Genomic DNA, 19,720 nt, shown 5'->3' on the forward strand with positions numbered 1-19,720 from the left:
CGCGCTGCGCGCAGCGCGCGTCGGCATCATCAAGGTGGTAGGCGTTGGCGGGCGCGCTTGCAAGCCCCGCGGGGTGCGCACCGGTTGAGCGGCTGCCAGGCGCTCAACCGGTCTGATTTCGCGGCTCGTCCGGGGGCGTCTCTTGCGGCGCTCCTTGCGGCGTCCCTTGCGACATCACCAGCGGCGGCGTGGGCATCGGCGGCGCCACCACGCCCATCGAGATCACGTACTTCAGCGCTTCGTCGACGCTCATTGCGAGCACCACCACGTCGGCGCGCGGCACCATCAAAAAGAAGCCCGAGGTCGGGTTTGGCGTGGTCGGCACGTAGACGCTGAGGTAGTCGCCGCTCAGGTGCGTGGCCGCCTCGCCGCCGGGGCGGCCGGTGACGAACGCGATGGTCCACGACCCGGTGCGCGGGTACTGCACCAGCACGGCTTCGCGAAAGGCATTGCCGCTGCTCGAGAACAGCGTGTCCGAGACCTGCTTCACCGAGCTGTAGATCGACTTGACGATCGGGATGTGGTTGAGCAGCCGGTGCGCCTGCGTCAGCCACCACTGGCCGAACATGTTGGCGGCGAACATGCCGGTGAGCAGCAGCCCGGCGATCAGCAGCACGATGCCCAGGCCCGGGATGTTGCGCAGGTCGGTCAGCGGCTGGCGCGCGGCCTCGGGCAGCACCGCCTGCGAGGCCGAGACCAGGCTGCCGAACACGTCGTCGAGCAGGCCCAGCACCGAGTGCAGCACCCAGATGGTCACGGCCAGCGGCAGCCAGACCAGCAGGCCGGCGATCAGGTATTTCTTCACTGGGTTCCTTGGGGCTTCGGCGGGGCGGCGGGCGTGGCCGCCGGCGGCGCCGCGGCGGGAGCATCGGCCTTCGGCGCGGCGGCGCCTTCGGTCTTGGCGGTGCCGGTGTCGGCCGCCTTGCTGTCACCACCGGACGCGGCAGCACCGCTGGCCGGCGGGGTCGATCCGTTGCGGAAGTCGGTGACGTACCAGCCCGAGCCCTTCAGCTGGAAGCCGGCGGCGGTGACCTGTTTCTGGAAGGCCTCGGCCCCGCAGTTCGGGCACACGGTGAGCACGGGGTCGGAGATCTTTTGCAGGACGTCCTTGGCGTGGCCGCAGGCCGCACACCGGTAGGCGTAGATAGGCATGGCTAAGCCTTTGATTCAAAACACGAAATTATAGGTGGCCCCGGCTTTGCCCTCGGGGCCCGCGCTGGCAGACCCCGGCGCTCAGCCGTTCGAGCCCGCCATGTGGTGGCGCGGCTCGCTCCGGTTCTGCAGCACCTGGGGTGCCAGCGAACCCACGATCATGCCCGCAAACGCGGCGATCAGGCCGGCCAGCTGCCCCGGAAAGTGCTCGCCCCAGCTGGAGATCTGCGGGAAGAACACCAGCCACACCGCGATGCCGGCGCCGAGCGACACGATGGCGCCCTGCGTCGTCGAGCGCTTCCAGTACAGCCCCATCACCAGCGGCACGAAGGCGCCGACCAGCGTGATCTGGTAGGCCGCCGAGACCAGGTCGTAGATCGGCGTGCCCTTCATCGCGATCGCGTAGGCCAGCACCAGCGCGGCGAACACGACGATGGTGCAGCGCATCGCGAACAGCTGCTCGCGGTCTTTCATGCCGGGGCGCAGGTTCTTCAGGATGTTCTCGACGAAGCTGGTGCTGGGCGCCAGCAGCGTGGCCGACGACGTGCTCTTGATGGCCGACAGCAGCGCGCCGAAGAACAGGATCTGCATCAGCAGCGGCATCTTGGTCAGCACGAACACCGGCAGCAGCCGCTGGTAGTCGTTCTTCGCGAGGTCGAGCGCGTTCTCGCCCATCACGATGACGGCGCAGGCGACGATGAACATCGGCACGAACGCGAACAGGATGTAGCTGACGCCGCCGATCACCGCGCCGTTGCGGGCGGTCTCGGCGCTGCGGGCCGACATCACGCGCTGGAACACGTCCTGCTGCGGAATGCTGCCCAGCATCATCGTGAGGCCCGCCCCGACGAACATCGCGATCTCGGTGAAGCTGGGCGCCGGCAGGAAGTGCCACAGCTCCTTTTGCTGCGCGAGCGCGAACACCTTGTCGGTGCCGCCGGCCAGGTCGCTCGCGAACACCGCGATGACGCTCAGGCCGATCACCAGCACGATCATCTGGATGAAATCGGTCCAGGCCACCGCCAGGAAGCCGCCCACCACCACGTAGATCAGCACCGCGAGCGTGCCGACGATCATGCCGGCGGTTTCGGACATGGCGCCGTTGGTGAGCACCGAGAAGACCACGCCCAGCGCGGTGATCTGCGCCGCCACCCAGCCGAGGTAGCTCAGGATGATGGCCAGCGAGCAGAACACCTCGACGCCCTTGCCGTAGCGCTTGCGATAGAAGTCGCCGATGGTCAGCAGGTTCTGCTTGTAGAGCTTGGTCGCGAAGAACAGGCCGACCAGGACCAGGCAGGTACCGGCGCCGAACGGGTCTTCGACGATGGCCCCGAGGCCGCTTTGCACGAACTTGGCCGGGATGCCCATCACGGTTTCGGCGCCGAACCAGGTGGCGAAGGTGGTGGTGACCACCATGATCAGCGGCAGGCTGCGGCCGGCGATCGCGAAATCGCGGGTGGTCTTGATGCGCGTGCCGGCCCAGACGCCCAGGCCCAGGGTTCCCAGCAGATACAGCACGACGAAGGAAATCAGGGTGGTGTTCATCGACCTGGGCGCGCGGCGCGGGGTTGGAGGCGGGCGAGATTATCCATGCAAGTGCCGGGCCCGGATGGCATCCGGGACCCGGGTTACCGCCAGTGCGTCATCACCTGCGTCGCGACCAGGCCGAGCACGAACCCCACCGCCCCGTAGATGATCGCCCGCAGCAGCCGGTTGGTGCGCCGCTGCTCAGCGAGCACCGCCTCGAGCAGCCTCGGCTCGGTGCCGCGCGGCTGCTGCAGCGCGTGGTGCAGCAGGCGCGGCAGCTCGGGCAGCAGCTGCACGTAGCGCGGCGCCTCTTTCTTCAGGTTCTGCAGCAGCCCGCGCCAGCCGACCTGCTGGTTCATCCAGCGCTCGAGGAAAGGCTTGGCGGTGTTCCACAGGTCGAGTTCGGGGTCGAGCTGGCGGCCCAGGCCCTCGACGTTCAGCAGCGTCTTCTGCAGCAGCACCAGCTGCGGCTGGATCTCCACATTGAAGCGGCGCGAGGTCTGGAACAGCCGCAGCAGCACCTGGCCCAGCGAGATGTCTTTCAGCGGCCGGTCGAAGTGCGGCTCGCAGACCGCGCGGATCGCGCCTTCGAGTTCGTCCACCCGCGTGGTCGACGGCACCCAGCCCGACTCCACGTGCAGCTCGGCGACGCGCTTGTAGTCGCGGCGGAAGAACGCGATGAAGTTCTGCGCGAGGTAGTCCTTGTCGAACTCGGTCAGCGTGCCGACGATGCCGAAATCGAGCGCGATGTAGTGCCCGAAGGTCTTCGGGTCGAGGCTCACCTGGATGTTGCCGGGGTGCATGTCGGCATGGAAGAAGCCGTCGCGGAACACCTGCGTGAAGAAGATGGTCACGCCGTCGCGCGCGAGCTTCGGGATGTCGACGCCGGCATCGCGCAGCCGCTGCGACTGGCTGATCGGCACGCCGTACATGCGCTCCATCACGATCACGCTGGTGGTGCACAGGTCCCACACCATCTCGGGCACCAGCACCAGGTTCAGGCCCTGCATGTTGCGGCGCAGCTGCGCGGCGTTGGCGGCCTCGCGCACCAGGTCGAGCTCGTCGTGCAGGTAGTTGTCGAACTCGGCCACCACCTCGCGCGGCTTCAGGCGCTTGCCGTCCGACGACAGGCGCTCGATCCAGCGCGCGATGCTGCGCAGCAGCGTCAGGTCGTCCTCGATCACCGCGAGCATGCCGGGGCGCAGCACCTTCACCGCGACCTGGCGGCCGCTCTTCAGCGTCGCGAAGTGCACCTGCGCGATCGACGCGCTGGCCACCGGCTCGGCCTCGAAGCTCGCGAAGATGTCCTCGATCGGCCGGCCGTAGGCCCGCTCGACCAGCTGGCGCGCCAGCACGGCCGGGAACGGCGGCACGTTGTCCTGCAGCCGGGCCAGCTCGTCGGCCAGGTCGTCGGGCAGCAGGTCGCGCCGGGTCGACAGCACCTGGCCGAACTTGACGAAGATGGGCCCGAGCCGCTCCAGCGCCTCGCGCAGCCGCACGCCGCGCGGCGCATGCAGCCGGCGGCCGAGCGTCATCACGCGCACCAGCAGCCGCACCCAGCGCTGGCGGAAGCCCGAGAGTGCGAGTTCGTCGAGCCCGTAGCGCAGGACGATGAAGCCGATGAACAGCAGGCGAAGCAGGTGCCTCATCGGGGGGTGCCGCCCCCGTTGCGATTGACCAGGCTCTGCAGCACGTGCACCGCCTCGCGCAGGCCGCCGGCCACCATCGCGGCGAAACGCGACAGCTCGTGCGCGGGGGCCGGGCCGATGATCTTGGCCAGGTCGTCCTGCAGGTCCCAGCGCAGGTTGTCGATCAGCCAGCTGACGTCGGCGGCGAAGGCCGAATCGCCCTCGATGCCGACCTTCGGGCGCACGCCGCTGAACCACTGGGCGGCCAGCCGCGCCGGGTTCGAGGCGTCGAGGGTCAATCGGAGGTCGGGGTTGGCGGGCGGCTCCTCGCCGCACCATTCGAGCAGCCCGGCCGGCGTCACGCGGAACGCGATCTGCGGCGGTGCCGGCAGCATCGACGGCCAGCCGGTCAGCGTGAGCTGCACGCTGCGGCCGGCGTGCGGCTTGAGGCGATCGGTCGCGACGGTCTCGGACGCGATCACGTGGTTGAGCAACAGGGTGATGCGCTCCAGCGCACCGGCGCCTAGCGACGCGAAGAAGGCATTCAGCATGCGCGGGATTGTAGGTGGCGGCACCGGTGCCCTCCATCCCGGGGGCTCTCGCCGCGGCCCCTGCAACCTATGATCCGTCGCCCTGCGCAGAACGAACGATCCCATGCCCACGATCCTGCTGACCGGTGCCACCGGCTACATCGCCTCCCACACCTGGCTTGCGCTGCAGGCTGCCGGCTTCGACGTGGTCGGCGTCGACAACTTCGCGAACAGTTCACGCATCGTGCTGGACCGGCTGGCCGAACTGGGCGGCCGCACGCCGGTGTTCATCGAGGCCGATGTCTGCGAGCGCGCGGCGATGGACGCGGTGTTCCGCCAGCACCGCATCGACGCGGTGGTGCATTTCGCGGCGCACAAGGCGGTCGGCGAATCGGCGCAGAAGCCGCTGGAGTACTACCGCAACAACATCGGCGGGCTGATCAATGTGGCGCAGGTGATGCAGGACCACGGTTGCAAGCGGCTGGTGTTCAGCTCGTCGGCCACCGTCTACGGCCAGCCCGAGCGGCTGCCGATCACGGAGGATTCGGCGCTGTCGGCCACCAACCCCTATGGCACCACCAAGCTGCTCGGCGAAGAGTTGCTGCGCGAGCTGGCGCGCTGCGACGCGGCCTGGCAGATCGCGTTCCTGCGCTACTTCAACCCGGTGGGCGCACACCCGAGCGGGCGCATCGGCGAAGACCCGCGCGGCGTGCCGAACAACCTGATGCCGTACGTGGCGCAGGTGGCGGTCGGCCAGCGCGAGTTCCTGCAGGTGTTCGGCGACGACTACGACACGCCCGACGGCACCGGCGTGCGCGACTACATCCATGTGATGGACCTGGCCGACGGGCATGTGGCGGCGCTGCGCTACCTGCTGGCGCAGCAGAAGTCGCTGACGGTCAACCTCGGGACAGGGCGCGGCTACAGCGTGCTGGAGGTGGTGAAGGCCTTCGAGCGGGCCAGCGGCAAGGCGGTTCCGTACCGCATCGTGCCGCGCCGGCCGGGGGATGTGGCGGCCTGCTATGCGGATCCGTCGAAGGCGCGCGAGCTGCTCGGGTGGTCGGCGACGCGCGACATCGACGCGATGTGCGTGGATGCGTGGCGGTGGCAGAGCGGGAATCCGCGCGGGTTCGAGTGATACGCCGTTCGGGCCGACTTGATTCCCGTTCGGGCTGAGCCTGTCGAAGCCCATTTCCGCTCGCCCTGAGCCTGTCGAAGGGTCGCGTTGAGCTTGTCGAAACGCCGTGCCGCTCGCCGGTTTCGACAGGCTCAACCCGAACGGATTGGTGGCTCGCCGGCTTCGACAGGCTCAGCCCGAACGGGGAGTTTGTCAGCCCGAGCGGGCCGTCAGCCGTCTTCCGATCGCCGCCACCACGCGCCGCCTTGCCGCTTCGCGCGAGAACGTGTGGTCGGCCTCGTCGATGAACTCCAGCGCGAGATCGCCGTTCTTGATCGCGCGCCGCGCCGTCTGGCGCGCACCGTCCTGCAGCATGTCCCAGCCGGGGTCGCCCGACGACACGATCAAGGTCACGTGCCGCTTCGCCGCGAACAGCTGCCGCAGCTGCCGTGACAGCAACGGCCCGCGCGACGGGAACAGCAGCTCGGTGATCGCGCTCACGCGCGAGGCCACCTGCTTGCGCAGGTGCGACAGCACCACCCCCGCGAGGTAGACCAGGTTCACCTGCCCGCGCAGCAGCTTCTTCCAGCTGTCGAGCCGGCGCATCGTGCCCTTGTAGTGCGCCACCGCCGAGAAGTGCTTCGTGTCGACCGCATCGCCCTCGACCCAGCGCCAGGTCAGCGGGTTGATCAGCACCAGCTCGCTGATCTGCGCCGCCTGCTCGACCAGCCCGGTCTGGAACGCGGTGTACGCGCCCGAGCACAAGCCCATCAGCACGAACTCGCGCACGCCGAAACGCTCGCGCAGGCTGTGCAGCACCTGCTGCGCATCGGGCACCGCACTGTCCGGGTAAGGATGGTTCTCGCGACCCGCTCCGCGCTGCACGCTGTCGCCCAGGCCCTCCAGGTCGCAGCGCACCGTCGGGAAACCGAGCGCGGCCAGCTCGCGCGCAAGCATCACGTACAGCCGGTTCGGGCCGACGTGGTGCACCGTGCCGGAGTTGAACAGCACGACCATCGGCCGCGTCGAATTGGAAACACCGACCTCCGCATCGGCCTGCACATGCAGCCCGAACAGCTGCCCCTCGGTGCCGAGCGCGCACAGCGTTTCGGTCAGCGCCACCGTGCGGCCATCGGCCGTCGCATGCGTGAAGCGCGCCTGCGTCGCCCCCTCCGGTGACGGCAACAGCGGCACCGCCGCCTCACGCGGCGCCGTCTGCGCCACCATCCACTGCACGATGCTGTCGAGCGCCTGGCGCGGCACGACGGTGTGCACCGGCTCGGCCATCATGTCGGCATAGCCGGCGCAGGCGATCGCATCGGTCGCGATGCCGAGCGTCAGCAGGTGCTCGCGCAACGCGTCTTCCTCGCCGATCAGGTCGTCGCGCGCGACCAGCAGCGCGCGGCCGCTGACGCGCAACGCCTCGCGCGTCAGTTGCACGGCCTTCACGGCCTCCTGCGTCTCGCGGCTCATCAGGAAGCCCGCCGGCTCCAGCGGCGCACTCACCGGCCGCTGCCCGCCGCCGGCCGCCATGTCGAGCGCCTGCATCTCGCGCACATGGCGCCGGCCCGAGGCACACACGTTCCACAGCACCAGCCAGTCGACCTCGCGCTGCGCGGCGACCAGCGCCGCGAGCGTCGCGCCCAGCCGCACGCCGAGCAGCCCGACGCGCGCGCTGCCGCTGAGCGACTGCGCGGCGGCGATCGCCGCATGCACATCGTCCTGCCAGCGCTGCAGCCGGCCGGCGTCGGTCTCCAGCCCCGGCGAATCGCCGGTGCCGTGGTAGTCGAAGCGCAGCGCCGGCACGCCGGAGCGCGCGAGGTCGTCGGCCAGGTGGCGCAGCGAGCGGTGGCCGTGCGCGTACTCGTAGCCCATCGGGTTGCAGATCACGACGACCGCGTCGCGGCGCGGCACCGCATCGGCCACGTGGTACCAGCCGAACAGCGGCTGCTCGGCGCTGCCGAGCATCAGCGGCTCGCGCCTCACCTCGGGGCGCCGCGCGGCGTCCGGCTGCAGCGGGATGTCGTCAGTCCGCACGGACGGTCACCGTCTCTCGCAGGTTCAGCGCACCGAGGTGCGCCTTGAACTTGCGCGGCGCGGCGTCCAGCGGACGAAAGCGCAGCGTGCGGCGCGACTGCGGCGCCAGGTGGAAATGCAAGTCGTCCACCGAGTAGCCGTCGCATTCGACGTGCAGCGCGTGGATGAGCGCGGTGCTCTCCAGCACCACCTCGACGCTGCCGCCGTCGAGGCGCCGTGCCTGCGCGGCCAGTGCACCGGCGCGCTGCGGCGGCAGGTTGAGCCCGTGCGGAAAGTGGAAGTCCTCGGCCAGCGTCTCACCCGCTTCGTTCTTCAGCCGCGCGACCGCCACGTCATGCTGCGGCGGCCCGAAGCGGTACGCATACGCGGTGTCGGCGAAGTGGCCGACCAGTGCATCGGCCTGCAGCGCGAGGCTCTCGTTCGCGGCCAGCATCACGCCGATGCTGCCGCCGGCGGTGCGCACCTGGCCGTCCTGGTACAGCGCGAACTCGACGCTGCCCGCGAACGGCGCGACACCCTCGTTGTGCACCTGCAGCTGCAGCCCGTCGAGCCCGCCGTCGGTGATCAGCACGGTGCGCGGCGCCCAGGCGCGCTTCAGCGCCCAGTACACCGCCTTCGGCCGGCCGGTGCTGTCGATCAGGCCCCAGCCGGCGCCCGGCCACAGGTCCTTCAGGAACCAGACCAGGCCGCCGCCGCAGGCGCTGCCCGGTGCGCGCCATTCGGCGAACACGCGCTTCAGCACCTCGCCGGTCACCGCGCGCGAGATCGCGAGGTAGCGCGCGATGTCGGTGCTGCGCAGCGCGACCGGATCGAGCCCGGTGAGCTCGCGCAGGTAGTGGTCGCGGATGTCCTCGAAATCCCAGCCGGCGCCGTTGTCGCGCGGCTGGCGCTGCTTCCACAGCGGGTGGTGCGGCGCGATCGTCGGGTGGCCGCCCATCAGCTCGATGGTCTCGGGCTCGGGCACGTGCGAGAAGCCGAGGCACTCGGTCGTGAACTTGACGCCCGCGTGCTTCGCGTCGCTGACCGGGCGTCGGTAGGCGCCGACCCCGTAGTAGTGCGAGATGCCGACGCCCACGTGGAAGGGCAGTGCGCCCTCGCACGGCGACGAGCGGAAGTACGGCACGCCGGCATGGCGGCTCGCGCAGCGCGCCGGCAGCGTCTCGCTGAAGAAATCGTTGCTCCACTCCGAGGCCGGCAGGCCGAGCATCGCGGCCTGCTGCTCGACCTCGCTGCCGCCGCAGTACGCGGCGATGCACGGGTGCGCCTGCAGGCGCTGGAGCTGCTGCGCGGCCTCACGCTCGATCTCGGCGCGGAAGGCTTCGTCGGCAACCGGGTAGTCCATGTTGGCGAACATGAAGTCCTGCCACACCAGGATGCCGAGCTCGTCGCACAGCGCGTAGAACGCGTCGGACTCGTAGGTCATCGTGCCGCCGATGCGCAGCATGTTCAGGCCGCCGTCGCGCGCGAGCGTCAGCGTGCGGCGCAGTTGCGCCGGGTCGCCGTGCAAGCGCAGGAAATCGTCGGTGGTCCAGCAGGCGCCGCGGCAGAACACCGGCGAGCCGTTGACGTGGAACTGCACCAGGCCGTCGTCCCGCCGCACCTCGACCTGACGGAAACCGATGCGGCCGCGGTCGATCGAATGCCATTGCGTGCCCTGGCGCAGTTCGATCGCGCAGTCGTGCAATGCCGGCGCGCCGTGCGTGTGCGGCCACCACAGCGGCACATCGGGCAGCCGCAGATCGGCCGACAGCGTGTCGCCGTCGAGCGCGAGCGCATGAGTCTGGTCGCCGATGCGCAAGCGCGCCTCGGCCACATCGCTGCCGGCCGTCAGCGTGGCGCTCAGCCGCAGCCGGGCCACGCCACCCGCGGCATCGCACTGCAGGTCGATCGATGCGAGGCCGCCCGGCGACACCGTCTCCAGCCACACCGGTTTCCACACGCCGACCGGGTGGATCGGCGGCGTCCAGCCGGGGATGCGGCCGAGCAGCGTGGTGCGCACCCAGCGCAGGTTCTGCGCGTCGACCAGCGCGGTCTTCCAGCGCGGGCGCGGCTTGCGCGCGGCGAGTTCGGCGTCGAGCGAGCGGAAGCGGATGCGCAGCTCGTTGTCGGGCCGCAGCCGGCCGGTCACGTCGACCCGCTCGGTGGTGAACATGTTGCGGGTGCTCAGCACCGGCTCGTCATTCAGCCACACGTCGGCGATGCCGGCGAGGCCGTCGCAGCGCAGTTGCTGGCGGTCGCCGCTGCGCTGCGCAGGCGCCTTGAAGCGGCAGCGGTACCACCAGTCCTGCGTGTCGTAGCGACCATGTGGCGTGTCAAGCTCGACGCCCAGGCTCGCACCTACTGTGCCGAGTTCACGCACCGGCGCCCAGGCCAAGCCCTCAGCCGCACCCGCGGCGATCTCCCAGCCGCTGTCCAGTGCGATCGCCGAGTTCATGGCCGCGTGCGTCACCCGTGCTGTCGACGCAGCTCGCCGATGCCTCGTGCCCAGGCCTCGCCCATCGCGTCGATCGGCGACAGGTCGAGCGCCTTCTTGCGCGCCATCGAGCGCGCGAGCTGGAACTGGAAGGCCTTCGCGGTCTGCGAGATCTGCGACACGTCGTCGGCCGCACTGCCCACGTCGACACCCTGCTCCGCGAGCCAGCGCAGGTAGGTCTCGGCCAGCTCGAAGCAGGCGCCGTACTGGCGCAGCGTCGCGAACGAATAGGTGTGGAAGACCGCGATGTCGGACTGCATCAGCCAGTCGAGGTCTTTCGCGAACTGCGTCTTGAAGCGCTCGAACGGGTTGGTCGCCGGCACGCGCGTCAGGTGCTTGCGCAGCAGCGCGAGCGAGCCGTCGACGAGTGCCGCGCCGGTCGGCGGCGTGAAGTTCGGCCGCGCCTTCAGGTACTCGATGTACGGCGGCAGCATGCGCTCATGCACCAGCCCATCGAGCTGGAACACGTCGCGGAAGTCGTCACCCGCCAGCGCGTAGAAGCCCTGGTTGTGGAAGTAGTCCATGCGACGCGCCTTCACGTCGATCGCATTGACGCCCACCGTCGACTTGGTGTGCGCGAGCCGGTAGGCCGAGCCGGCGGTGTCCGGCAGGAACCACGAGTCCAGCTCGACCAGCACCGGCCGGCCTTGCGCGACCTGGTCCTCGATGTGGTCGACCAGCGGCCGCCACACCGCGAGTTCCTGGATGTCGACGCCGTACAGGTCGTACAGGTCGCCATCGGGGAACTTGAAGAAGGTCCACTGGTCGCCTTCGAAGTCGACGCCGAGCGTGAACGCGAGCGCCGGCACCGGGTCGTGGCCGAGCCCGTGCAGCAGCTCGATCAGCACGTCGGCGTAGCAGTTGGTCTCGGCCCAGGTGCGCGGCGCGGTGTGGATCGGGTGGCGCTGGAAGCTCGCCGGCTCGATCGGCAGGACACGTTTCATGCGGCCCTCGTCAAGCCATCGCAAGCTGTTGGCGCACCTCGTGCGGCCAGCGCTTCGGGTCGAACCCGTGCGTCTTCAGCAGCGCGAGCGCGATGCGTTCGAGCCCGAAGCCGATGCAGGCAGTGTGCGCCGGCGTGCCGTCGGCCTGCAGGATGTCGAACGAGATGCCGAAGTGGTCGAGGTGGTAGTTGCACGAGGTGATCGCGGTCGGCTTGTCTTCCTTGCAGATCGGCACCACCAGTTCGTACTTCAGGTCCTGCTCGCGCTGCGTGGCCTTCATGATGCGCGCGCCGCGCCCGAAGAACGGATCGTCGGCCAGCACTTTCTTGACCGGCAGGCCCACCGATTCGAGGATGGCCTGGCCGCGCGCGAGCCAGTCGTTGCGGTGGTTCAGCGCCTGGTCGGGGGTGCCGAGGCGCACGAACTCGCGCTGGCGGAAGATCTGCATGCGCGCCGGATCGTCCGACGGCTCATGGCGGAACACGAAGGTCTTCAGGTCGACGACGCGGCCTTGCGCCGTCAGCGTGCCGGTGGCCGTCGGGTACAGCGGGTAGCAGGCGGCCGGCACCAGCATCACTTCGGCCGGCGTCAGCGAGGAGGTCCAGTCTTCCTTCGCCTCGAACTTGCCGAGCATGGCCTGGTGTTCTTTCTCGCCACCGAGGAAGCTGTGCACCGAGCCCATCAGGTCCGGGAAGTTGTTGATGTGGTCGATGCGCGCGTAGTGGGCCCGCGGAAAGATCGGCGGAAAGCGCATCACCTCGGCGTTCTGGAACGCACCTTCGCGCGTCACCAGGCCTTCGAACTGGTCGATGATGTTCTCGAAGGTGCCGCTGCGGCCGTAGACGCCGCGCACGCCCGAGGGGATCAGCAGGCCGGCCTCGATCAGCTCGGCCTGGTACTGCTTGTAGGGATCGTCGTGTTGGGTGCACATGGCAGGAATCCTTGTGGTTCTTCAGCGTTGCACGATCTGCATCGTGGCGCTCTGCCCGAGGATGCGGTCGTTGTTGACCATCAGCGCCGCGCCATACGCATCGCGCAGGTGCCGGCCCAGCGTCAGCTTCGAATCGTTGCGGTAGCCCTGGATGCCGCAGATCAGCATCGCCTTGCCGACCACCTCGACCACGAACTGCGAGGCCGTCAGCTTCAGGTTGTTGATATTGATCGCGAAGCTGAAGCCCGAGTAGGCCTCGGGATCGTTGGCGATCAGCACGTCGTGGTACTCGCGCAGCGTCTGGTAGACGCCGCCGCGCATCGAGAACAGCACCGTGTCGAGCTCCGCCAGGCGCGTCGCCGAGATCGGCGTCACGCTCGGGTTCTTGCGCGCTTCGGCCCGCACCGCGCTGCGCGCGCGGCTCACCGCGTCGATCGACAGGCCCAGCCACAGCGAGGCCCACACGACGTGCGAGAACGGGTGCATCGTGCGGCGGTGGATGTCGGCGTACGGCTGCGGCAGGATCTGCTCCACTCGCCCTTGCGACTTCAGCACGAAGCCTTCGCTGCAGGTGCCGCGGAAGCCCAGCGTGTCCCAGCCCGAGAGCTTGGTCAGCTCGTAGTCGCTCTTGCGCACCAGCACCTGCACCTGGTCGTTGCGCGCCGCGTCTTCCGACTTGCGGCAAGTCACCAGGATCGCGTCCGCGGTGGCGCCGTACGAGATCACCGGCGTCTGCTTCTCGAGCGTGAAGCGGTCACCGGTCACCTGCACCGCGCACAGGCTGGAGCGCACGTCGCCGCCGATGCCCAGCTCGGTGGTGGCCGACGCGATCAGGTACTGCTGCTCGACCATCTCGCGGGCATAGCCGCGGAAGAACTCGGAGTCGAGCGCGTGGTGCACGATGCAGCCGACCTGGATCTGGTGCATCGCGAAGATCATCGCGGTCGAGCCGCAGTACTGGCCCAGCACCTCGCAGATCTGCGACAGGTCGCTGATGTTCAACCCCATGCCGCCGTACTCCACCGGCACGTAGCAGCTCAGCAGCTTCTGCTGCTTCAGCGCCGCATAGGCCTCGTGCGGAAAGCGCGCGTCGCGGTCCACCTCGGCGGCGTGCGGCGCGATGATGTCGCGGCCGATGCCGTGCAGCCCTTCGAGCAGGGCAGGCAGTTGGGGGCTGAGTCGGGTGGGTTGCATGGTGTGTTCCAAACGCGGAGGTCGCCAGGGATGGCGGCAGTGCAGCGCTTCAGGCGCTGACGAGTTCTTCGATGGCTTCGGACAGCGAGCGGATGCTCTCGAAGGTCTTGCGGCCGAGCATCTTGTCGGAGAACTCGATGTCGAACTCGTCTTCGAGCGCCAGCATCAGGTTGACCGTCGTCAGCGAGGTCAGCCCGGCGGCGTACAGGTCGCTGTCTTCGGTCAGCGTGGCGGCGTCCACCGACAGGCGGGCGTGCTTGGCGATGACGGAACGGATCTTGTCGGTGTGCATGTCGATGTCCTGCAGTTCAAGGGAAAGGGTTCTGCCGAGCGGCCCGTGCCGCGCAGCGTCGTGAAAGAATTCAGACGGTCTGGCGGGCGCGCTGCACGTACCAGCCGATCGCCTCGAGCAGCCCGGCGCGCACGTCGTGGCTGGGTTGGTAGCCGAGCAGCCGGCGCGCCTTCGACACGTCGGCCAGCGAGTGGCGCACGTCGCCGGCGCGGAACGAGGCGTATTGCGGCGGCTCGACTCGCAGCGCCGGGCATTCGCGCAGCAGCGCCTCGGCGAGCGCGCCGTGCAGCTGGTTCAGCGTGGTGCGGTCGCCCACCGCCACGTTGAACACCTGGTTCGACGCCTCGGGCTCCTCGCAGAGGCCGGCGCGCAGGTTGGCCTGCACCGCGTTCGTCACGAAGCAGAAGTCGCGCGAGGTCTCGCCGTCGCCGTTGATCACGCAGCGCGAGCCTTCGAGCATCTGCGCCGCCCAGCGCGGGATCACCGCGGCATAGGCGCCGTTCGGGTCCTGGCGCGGGCCGAACACGTTGAAGTAGCGCAGCCCGATCGTCGACAGCCCGTAGCAGCGGCCGAACACCTCGGCATACAGCTCGTTCAGGTACTTGGTGACGGCGTACGGCGACAGCGGCCGGCCGATGGTGTCCTCGACCTTCGGCAGCGTCGGCGAATCGCCGTACGTCGAACTCGACGCGGCATAGACGAAGCGCTTCACGCCGGCAGTGCGCGCGGCCTCGAGCATCGTCAGGAAGCCGGTCGCGTTCGAGCGGTGCGTGGTCAGCGGGTCCTTGATGGAACGCGGCACCGAGCCGAGCGCGGCCTGGTGCAGCACGATCTCGGCGCCGTCGCAGGCCTGCGCGCAGCTCGCGAGGTCGGCGATGTCGCCGCGGATGAAGGTGTGGCGCGACCAGGCCTCTTCGCCGACGAGGCGGCGCACCTCATCGAGGTTGGCCTGGTGGCCGGTCGAGAAGTTGTCGAGGCTCGTGACCTGCTGGCCGGCGCGCAGCAGGTTCTCCAGCAGGTGCGAGCCGATGAAGCCGGCGCTGCCGGTGACGAGCCAGCGGCGCGGCGCGGCGCGCAGCTGCGCGAGCACCGGGTCGAGGAATTCGTTGGTCGTCACGTTGGCTTCCATCACAGGCGCCAGACGTTCAGGCCACGCGCGCGCAAGGCTTTCGCATCGGCCTGGCTCTTCACGTCCACATACAGCCCGTTCGGCACCAGCTTCGCGACGAAGTCGTCGATCGGGCGGGCCTTCAACGCCTTGTGCGCGACGGCGGCCACCACGGCCTGCGCCTGCGGCAGCGCATCCCAGGCCACCAGGTCGACACCGTACTCGTGCTTCGCCTCGTCGGCCGCGGCCACCGGGTCGTGCACGTGCACCGTCACGCCGTAGCTCTCGAGCTCGCGCACCACGTCGATCACCTTCGAGTTGCGCAGGTCCGGGCAGTCTTCCTTGAAGGTCAGGCCCAGCACGATGACGTCGGCGCCTTTCACCTGGAAGCCGGCCTGGATCAGGTTCTTGATGGTCTGCTCGGCCACATACTTGGCCATGCCGTCGTTGATGCGGCGCCCGGCCAGGATGACCTGCGGGTGATACCCCAGGCGCTCGGCCTTGTGCGTCAGGTAGTACGGGTCGACGCCGATGCAATGCCCGCCGACCAGGCCCGGCCTGAACGGCAGGAAGTTCCACTTCGTGCCGGCGGCTTCCAGCACCTCGAGCGTGTCGATGCCGATGCGGTGGAAGATCAGCGAAAGCTCGTTGACGAGCGCGATGTTCAGGTCGCGCTGGGTGTTCTCGATCACCTTCGCGGCCTCGGCCACCTTGATGCTGGTGGCCTTGTAGACGCCGGCGGTGATGACGCTGCCGTACATCTCGGCGACCAGCTTCAGCGTGTCCGGCGTGTCGCCCGACACCACCTTGGTGATGGTCGTCAGCGTGTGCAGCTTGTCGCCCGGGTTGATGCGCTCGGGGGAATATCCGACGAAGAAATCCTGCTTCCACTTGAGGCCGGATTCGCGCTCGATGATCGGAATGCAGACCTCTTCGGTCGCGCCCGGGTAGACGGTGGATTCGAAGACGATGGTCGCGCCGCGCTTCAGGTTGCGGCCGACCGAGGTGCTGGAGCCCACCAGCGGCGACAGGTCGGGGTTGTGGGCGTCGTCCACCGGCGTCGGCACCGCGACGACGATGAAATCGGCCTCTTTCAGCGCGGCGGGATCGGTGGTGGGGTGCAGCTGGCTCGCGGCCTTCAGCGCCTCGGTGCTGACTTCACCGGTCGGGTCGATGTGTTCGCGGTATGCGGCGATTTTGGCGGCCGACAAATCAAACCCGATGGTCTTGTATTTCTTGCCGAATTCAACTGCCAGCGGCAATCCGACATACCCCAGGCCGACGATAGCAACGGTGGTCATGATTCTTTTGTTTGAAAGTGGTGCCGCGAATCTCGCCGCGACGTATTGAAAAAGCCCAGCGTTGCCATGGAAAAGAGCACGGTGCCGGACGACAGACGAATCGTAGATGACGTGTTTGACAAAACCCGCCCCGATTTACCGATACAAGCTCCGGACCTCGCTGACGCTCCCAATTTGAATGGTGCGGATGATCGGAGAACCCCTCCACAGCGCCAATCCCTGAGTTGTGGGGTCCGCCGAAACGAGCACAGGTTCTCCGCAGGTATCTCCGGCGCCCTTCGCAGCGGCCCGCACGGGGCCGAAGCCCCTGCAAGTTCTGCCAGGCGGGCACTCCGGACCGGCACACTTTTCCGATTGTTTTTGTAACAGCGCTCCCGCGAACGAGGGGGTGCGTGGCACGCCCCGGAACAGCAGGCGAAGTGGCCGGCGTTGCAGGCGGCCGACAGTCCGGTGCCGCGATGTCAACCATTCGGACATCCGATGGATGGACTGTGTGCGCTGCACCACGAATCGCGGCGAGCGAACGCCCACACGCCGAACGGCCGTCGGCAGCAAGCCACAAGCATCTGTAACCTGTCTATCCCACATCTGGACACAGGTTGGTGAGTGGGTGCCAACACAATCCGCTTCGGCCACCGTCCGTGTCGGATCGTGGTGTTAGCTGGAAGCCGCGATGTCCCCGACCCCGATCTCCGCCCTCTCTTGTGTCTCGAAGTATCTGACGCTGTTCGCGCTCGGTGCGGCCCTCGCGGCCTGCGGTGGCAAGGGCGATGACGCCGCCGCCCCTTCCCCCGAACCGCAGATGTCGGTGCTGTCGATCAACCGCGTCGGCCAGGGCAGCATCGCATCGACGCCGAACGGCATCGACTGCGGCACCGACTGTTCCGGCTCGTACGCGAAGGACACCGAGGTCACGCTGCATGCCGCGGCGGCCCAGGGCAACCAGTTCGCCGGCTGGAGCGGCGTCGGCATCGACTGCGCAGGCACCGGCGATTGCAGCGTGATGCTCGACCAGTCGAAGTCGCTGGTCGCGACCTTCAGCACCGTCAATGCAGCCGAGTACCCGCTCGACGTGGCGATCGCCGGCTCCGGAAGCGTCGCCGGCACCGCGCCGTTCTCGTGCAGCAGCGCCACCGACTGCGGCGGCACCTACACCGCCGGCACCGTCGTCACGCTGACGGCCACGCCCGCCTCCGGCTACACCGTCGGCGCATGGACCGTCAACGGCAGCACCTGCAGCGGCAGCACCTGCCAGGTCACGATGAGCGCGGCGCGCAACGTCAGCGTCAGCTTCACGGCCGTCGCGGTGCCGACCTATTCGCTCGGCGTCTCGGTCACCGGTTCCGGCACCGTCAGCTCTTCGCCGGCCGGCATCTCCTGCGGCAGCACCTGCGCGCACAGCTACAACCAGAACACCGTCGTCACGCTGAGCGCCGCGCCGGCCAGCGGCTATTCGTTCACCGGCTGGAGCGGCGCGGGCTGCACCGGCACCAACACCTGCGTGGTGACGATGTCGGCCGCGCGCACGGTCGCTGCCACCTTCACCGCGATCCCGGCCAGCAGCTTCGCGCTGACCACCACCGTGACCGGCTCCGGCCAGGGCACGCTGACGTCGAACCCGTCCGGCATCAACTGCCCGACCACCTGCAGCAGCACCGTCACCTCCGGCACCAACGTCACGTTGACGGCCGCCAGCGGCAGCACCTCGACCTTCAACGGCTGGAGCGGCGCTTGCGCGGCCACCGGCACGGTGACGGCCACCGGCGGCAGCTGCACCGTGAAGGTCAGCGCCGCGACGCAGGCCGGCGCCGTGTTCACGCTGAACACCTACGCGCTGGCCGTCACCAAGGTGGGCAGCGGCACGGTCGCGTCGAGCGGCGGCAACATCGCCTGCGGCAGCACCTGCAGCGCGAGCTTCAACGCCGGCACCGCCGTCACGCTGACCGCCACGCCGGCCACCGGCTACACCTTCACCTCCTGGGGCGGCGCCTGCTCGGGCAGCGGCAGCTGCGCGGTCACGATGAACGCCGCGAAGTCGGTCAGCGCGACCTTCACCGCGATCAGCACCGGCGGCGGTGGTGGTGGCGGGGGCACCAGCGGCAAGAGCTGGTTCGTCGCGACCACCGGCAGCGACAGCGCGGCCGGCACGCTGGCAGCGCCGTTCAAGAGCATCACGAAGGCAGTCGGCGTCGCGACCGCGGGCGACATCATCGAGGTGCGCGCCGGCACCTACTCCGAAGCGGTGGTGATCCGCACCGCCGGCACCTCCACCGCCCGCATCACGATGCGCGGCTACAACGGCGAGCGCCCGGTGCTGCAGCGCACCGGCGCCGGCCCGACGATCTATTTCTACAACAGCGCCTGCGACGAAGACGCCATCGGCAGCGGCACCGGCAACACCGACTGCTTCGCCAGCTGGTGGACGATCCAGGGCCTGGAAGTGCGCGGCAGCACGACCGGCGGCGACGACGGCAACGTGATCAAGATCGACACCGCGAAAGTGCGCATCCAGGGCAACACGCTGTGCTGCAGCGTCGCCGACATCGTCAAGCTGGTGCGCACCGCGAATGACGTCGAGGTGCTGGACAACGAGATCTACCAGAGCAGCAGCGTCGTGACGCCGGGCACCAATGCGCAGGGCGTGGACATCGTCGGCGCCAACAACACCCGCGTGGCCGGCAACTACGTGCACGACGTGCCCGATTTCGGCATGTACGCCAAGGGCAACGCGCGCAACACGGTCTTCGAGAACAACCTGCTCTACAACATCGGGCGCAGCGACAACGGCCACGCGATCATGCTCGGCCAGGAGACCGACACCGATCGCCTGGTCGACGGCGTCTACGAGAGCTACGACGGCATCGTGCGCAACAACGTGGTCGTCAACGCCACCTGGGCCTGCGTCGCGACCTCGTCGTCGTCGAACGTGCGCATCTACAACAACAGCTGCTACAACACCGCCACCGCCGGCCAGGGCTCGATCTTCGTGTCGAACGAGTCGGAGATCGGCACCAAGGGCGTCAACATCGAGATCTACAACAACATCATCTACGGCTCGGCCGGACGCCCGCTGATCAAGGTGAACGCCGACGCGCTGGCCGATTTCTCGACACTGCGCATCGACGGCAACATCTACTGGGTGACCGGCGGCGCGCCGACCTTCGTGCTGAAGGACAACAGCGTGTCGGCGTCGCTGTGGGCCCTGCAGTACGCGACCGCGAGCTCCGGCCGCACCGACACCAGCCGCATCGTCGACCCGAAGTACGCCAGCACCGCCGTGACCGGCGCGACCAGCCGGCCGCTGACGCTGTCGACCGGCAGCCCGGCGATCAACACCGGTGTCGCGACCTCGCTGGTCACGACGGACTACATCGGCACCGCTCGACCGCTGAACGGCAAGATCGACGTCGGCGCTTACGAGTACTGAACACCCACGCCCCCATGAATGCAAAAGAACCGCTCGCCCTGAGCTTGTCGAAGGGCCGG

The 19,720-nt window shown here is 68.7% G+C and carries 15 protein-coding genes; 2 read left to right on the top strand and 13 right to left on the bottom strand.

Features of this window, described 5'->3' with window-relative positions:
* Nucleotides 1-103: 103 nt before the first annotated feature.
* The 5 genes from BUE42_RS06070 to BUE42_RS06090 all read right to left on the bottom strand — a co-directional run bounded on the left by BUE42_RS06070 (nucleotide 104) and on the right by BUE42_RS06090 (nucleotide 4,858).
* Nucleotides 104-805 (bottom strand): DUF502 domain-containing protein, encoded by a 702-nt coding sequence (locus BUE42_RS06070; protein ID WP_083613911.1) that lies wholly within the window; start codon nucleotides 803-805, stop codon nucleotides 104-106.
* On the bottom strand, nucleotides 802-1,152 hold the full coding sequence (locus BUE42_RS06075) for an FmdB family zinc ribbon protein (RefSeq protein WP_073463719.1): 351 nt from the start codon (nucleotides 1,150-1,152) through the stop codon (nucleotides 802-804). Before BUE42_RS06075 ends, BUE42_RS06070 begins: the two co-directional genes overlap by 4 nt.
* 81 nt (nucleotides 1,153-1,233) lie before the next feature.
* Nucleotides 1,234-2,697 carry a high affinity choline transporter 1 gene (locus tag BUE42_RS06080; protein ID WP_073463720.1) on the bottom strand — a complete coding sequence of 488 codons (1,464 nt, stop codon included), beginning with the start codon at nucleotides 2,695-2,697 and terminating at the stop codon, nucleotides 1,234-1,236.
* 83 nt (nucleotides 2,698-2,780) lie between these two features.
* Nucleotides 2,781-4,328 (bottom strand): ubiquinone biosynthesis regulatory protein kinase UbiB, encoded by a 1,548-nt coding sequence (gene ubiB, locus BUE42_RS06085; RefSeq protein WP_073463721.1) that lies wholly within the window; start codon nucleotides 4,326-4,328, stop codon nucleotides 2,781-2,783.
* Nucleotides 4,325-4,858, bottom strand: a complete 534-nt coding sequence (locus BUE42_RS06090) for a hypothetical protein (protein WP_073463722.1) — start codon at nucleotides 4,856-4,858, stop codon at nucleotides 4,325-4,327. The genes ubiB and BUE42_RS06090 overlap by 4 nt, the downstream gene beginning before the upstream one ends.
* Nucleotides 4,859-4,961: 103 nt before the next feature.
* Here BUE42_RS06090 and galE point away from each other — a divergent pair, with 103 nt between their 5' ends.
* On the top strand, nucleotides 4,962-5,975 hold the full coding sequence (gene galE, locus BUE42_RS06095; RefSeq protein ID WP_073463723.1) for a UDP-glucose 4-epimerase GalE: 1,014 nt from the start codon (nucleotides 4,962-4,964) through the stop codon (nucleotides 5,973-5,975).
* A 192-nt stretch (nucleotides 5,976-6,167) separates the two neighbouring features.
* Here the strand turns inward: galE and BUE42_RS06100 are convergent, their stop codons facing one another.
* From BUE42_RS06100 to BUE42_RS06135, 8 genes are all read right to left on the bottom strand, one after another.
* Nucleotides 6,168-7,991, bottom strand: a complete 1,824-nt coding sequence (locus tag BUE42_RS06100; protein WP_073463724.1) for an alpha/beta fold hydrolase — start codon at nucleotides 7,989-7,991, stop codon at nucleotides 6,168-6,170.
* Nucleotides 7,981-10,425 carry a glycoside hydrolase family 2 protein gene (locus BUE42_RS06105; RefSeq protein WP_073463856.1) on the bottom strand — a complete coding sequence of 815 codons (2,445 nt, stop codon included), beginning with the start codon at nucleotides 10,423-10,425 and terminating at the stop codon, nucleotides 7,981-7,983. The genes BUE42_RS06100 and BUE42_RS06105 overlap by 11 nt, the downstream gene beginning before the upstream one ends.
* An 11-nt stretch (nucleotides 10,426-10,436) precedes the next feature.
* Complete coding sequence (locus tag BUE42_RS06110; RefSeq protein WP_073463725.1) at nucleotides 10,437-11,408, bottom strand: DUF1839 family protein; 972 nt, start codon at nucleotides 11,406-11,408, stop codon at nucleotides 10,437-10,439.
* Nucleotides 11,409-11,418: 10 nt separating this feature from the next.
* Nucleotides 11,419-12,339, bottom strand: a complete 921-nt coding sequence (locus tag BUE42_RS06115; RefSeq protein WP_073463726.1) for an amino acid--[acyl-carrier-protein] ligase — start codon at nucleotides 12,337-12,339, stop codon at nucleotides 11,419-11,421.
* Nucleotides 12,340-12,360: 21 nt separating this feature from the next.
* The gene (locus tag BUE42_RS06120; RefSeq protein ID WP_073463727.1) at nucleotides 12,361-13,533 is read right to left on the bottom strand and encodes an acyl-CoA dehydrogenase family protein; all 1,173 of its coding nucleotides are present in this window, start codon (nucleotides 13,531-13,533) and stop codon (nucleotides 12,361-12,363) included.
* Nucleotides 13,534-13,582: 49 nt separating this feature from the next.
* Nucleotides 13,583-13,825 carry an acyl carrier protein gene (locus BUE42_RS06125; RefSeq protein ID WP_056815198.1) on the bottom strand — a complete coding sequence of 81 codons (243 nt, stop codon included), beginning with the start codon at nucleotides 13,823-13,825 and terminating at the stop codon, nucleotides 13,583-13,585.
* Between the two features lie 70 nt (nucleotides 13,826-13,895).
* Nucleotides 13,896-14,954 carry an SDR family oxidoreductase gene (locus BUE42_RS06130; protein ID WP_073463728.1) on the bottom strand — a complete coding sequence of 353 codons (1,059 nt, stop codon included), beginning with the start codon at nucleotides 14,952-14,954 and terminating at the stop codon, nucleotides 13,896-13,898.
* Nucleotides 14,954-16,234, bottom strand: a complete 1,281-nt coding sequence (locus BUE42_RS06135; protein ID WP_073463729.1) for a nucleotide sugar dehydrogenase — start codon at nucleotides 16,232-16,234, stop codon at nucleotides 14,954-14,956. The genes BUE42_RS06130 and BUE42_RS06135 overlap by 1 nt, the downstream gene beginning before the upstream one ends.
* A gap of 673 nt (nucleotides 16,235-16,907) precedes the next feature.
* On the opposite strand from BUE42_RS06135, the gene BUE42_RS32920 reads away from it, so the two are divergent.
* The gene (locus BUE42_RS32920; RefSeq protein WP_159445373.1) at nucleotides 16,908-19,661 is read left to right on the top strand and encodes an InlB B-repeat-containing protein; all 2,754 of its coding nucleotides are present in this window, start codon (nucleotides 16,908-16,910) and stop codon (nucleotides 19,659-19,661) included.
* The last annotated feature ends 59 nt before the right edge of the window (nucleotides 19,662-19,720 follow it).

It is taken from the genome of Rhizobacter sp. OV335, from assembly GCF_900142965.1.
GTDB lineage: Bacteria > Pseudomonadota > Gammaproteobacteria > Burkholderiales > Burkholderiaceae_C > Rhizobacter.

Bases quoted from the DNA above. Each gene is read 5' to 3' on its own strand.
- BUE42_RS06075 (WP_073463719.1), bottom strand. From the start codon at position 1,152: ATGCCTATCTACGCCTACCGGTGTGCGGCCTGCGGCCACGCCAAGGAC.
- BUE42_RS06080 (WP_073463720.1), bottom strand. From the start codon at position 2,697: ATGAACACCACCCTGATTTCCTTCGTCGTGCTGTATCTGCTGGGAACC.
- ubiB (WP_073463721.1), bottom strand. From the start codon at position 4,328: ATGAGGCACCTGCTTCGCCTGCTGTTCATCGGCTTCATCGTCCTGCGC.
- BUE42_RS06090 (WP_073463722.1), bottom strand. From the start codon at position 4,858: ATGCTGAATGCCTTCTTCGCGTCGCTAGGCGCCGGTGCGCTGGAGCGC.
- galE (WP_073463723.1), top strand. From the start codon at position 4,962: ATGCCCACGATCCTGCTGACCGGTGCCACCGGCTACATCGCCTCCCAC.
- BUE42_RS06105 (WP_073463856.1), bottom strand. From the start codon at position 10,425: ATGAACTCGGCGATCGCACTGGACAGCGGCTGGGAGATCGCCGCGGGT.
- BUE42_RS06110 (WP_073463725.1), bottom strand. From the start codon at position 11,408: ATGAAACGTGTCCTGCCGATCGAGCCGGCGAGCTTCCAGCGCCACCCG.
- BUE42_RS06115 (WP_073463726.1), bottom strand. From the start codon at position 12,339: ATGTGCACCCAACACGACGATCCCTACAAGCAGTACCAGGCCGAGCTG.
- BUE42_RS06120 (WP_073463727.1), bottom strand. From the start codon at position 13,533: ATGCAACCCACCCGACTCAGCCCCCAACTGCCTGCCCTGCTCGAAGGG.
- BUE42_RS06125 (WP_056815198.1), bottom strand. From the start codon at position 13,825: ATGCACACCGACAAGATCCGTTCCGTCATCGCCAAGCACGCCCGCCTG.
- BUE42_RS06130 (WP_073463728.1), bottom strand. From the start codon at position 14,954: ATGGAAGCCAACGTGACGACCAACGAATTCCTCGACCCGGTGCTCGCG.
- BUE42_RS06135 (WP_073463729.1), bottom strand. From the start codon at position 16,234: ATGACCACCGTTGCTATCGTCGGCCTGGGGTATGTCGGATTGCCGCTG.
- BUE42_RS32920 (WP_159445373.1), top strand. From the start codon at position 16,908: ATGTCCCCGACCCCGATCTCCGCCCTCTCTTGTGTCTCGAAGTATCTG.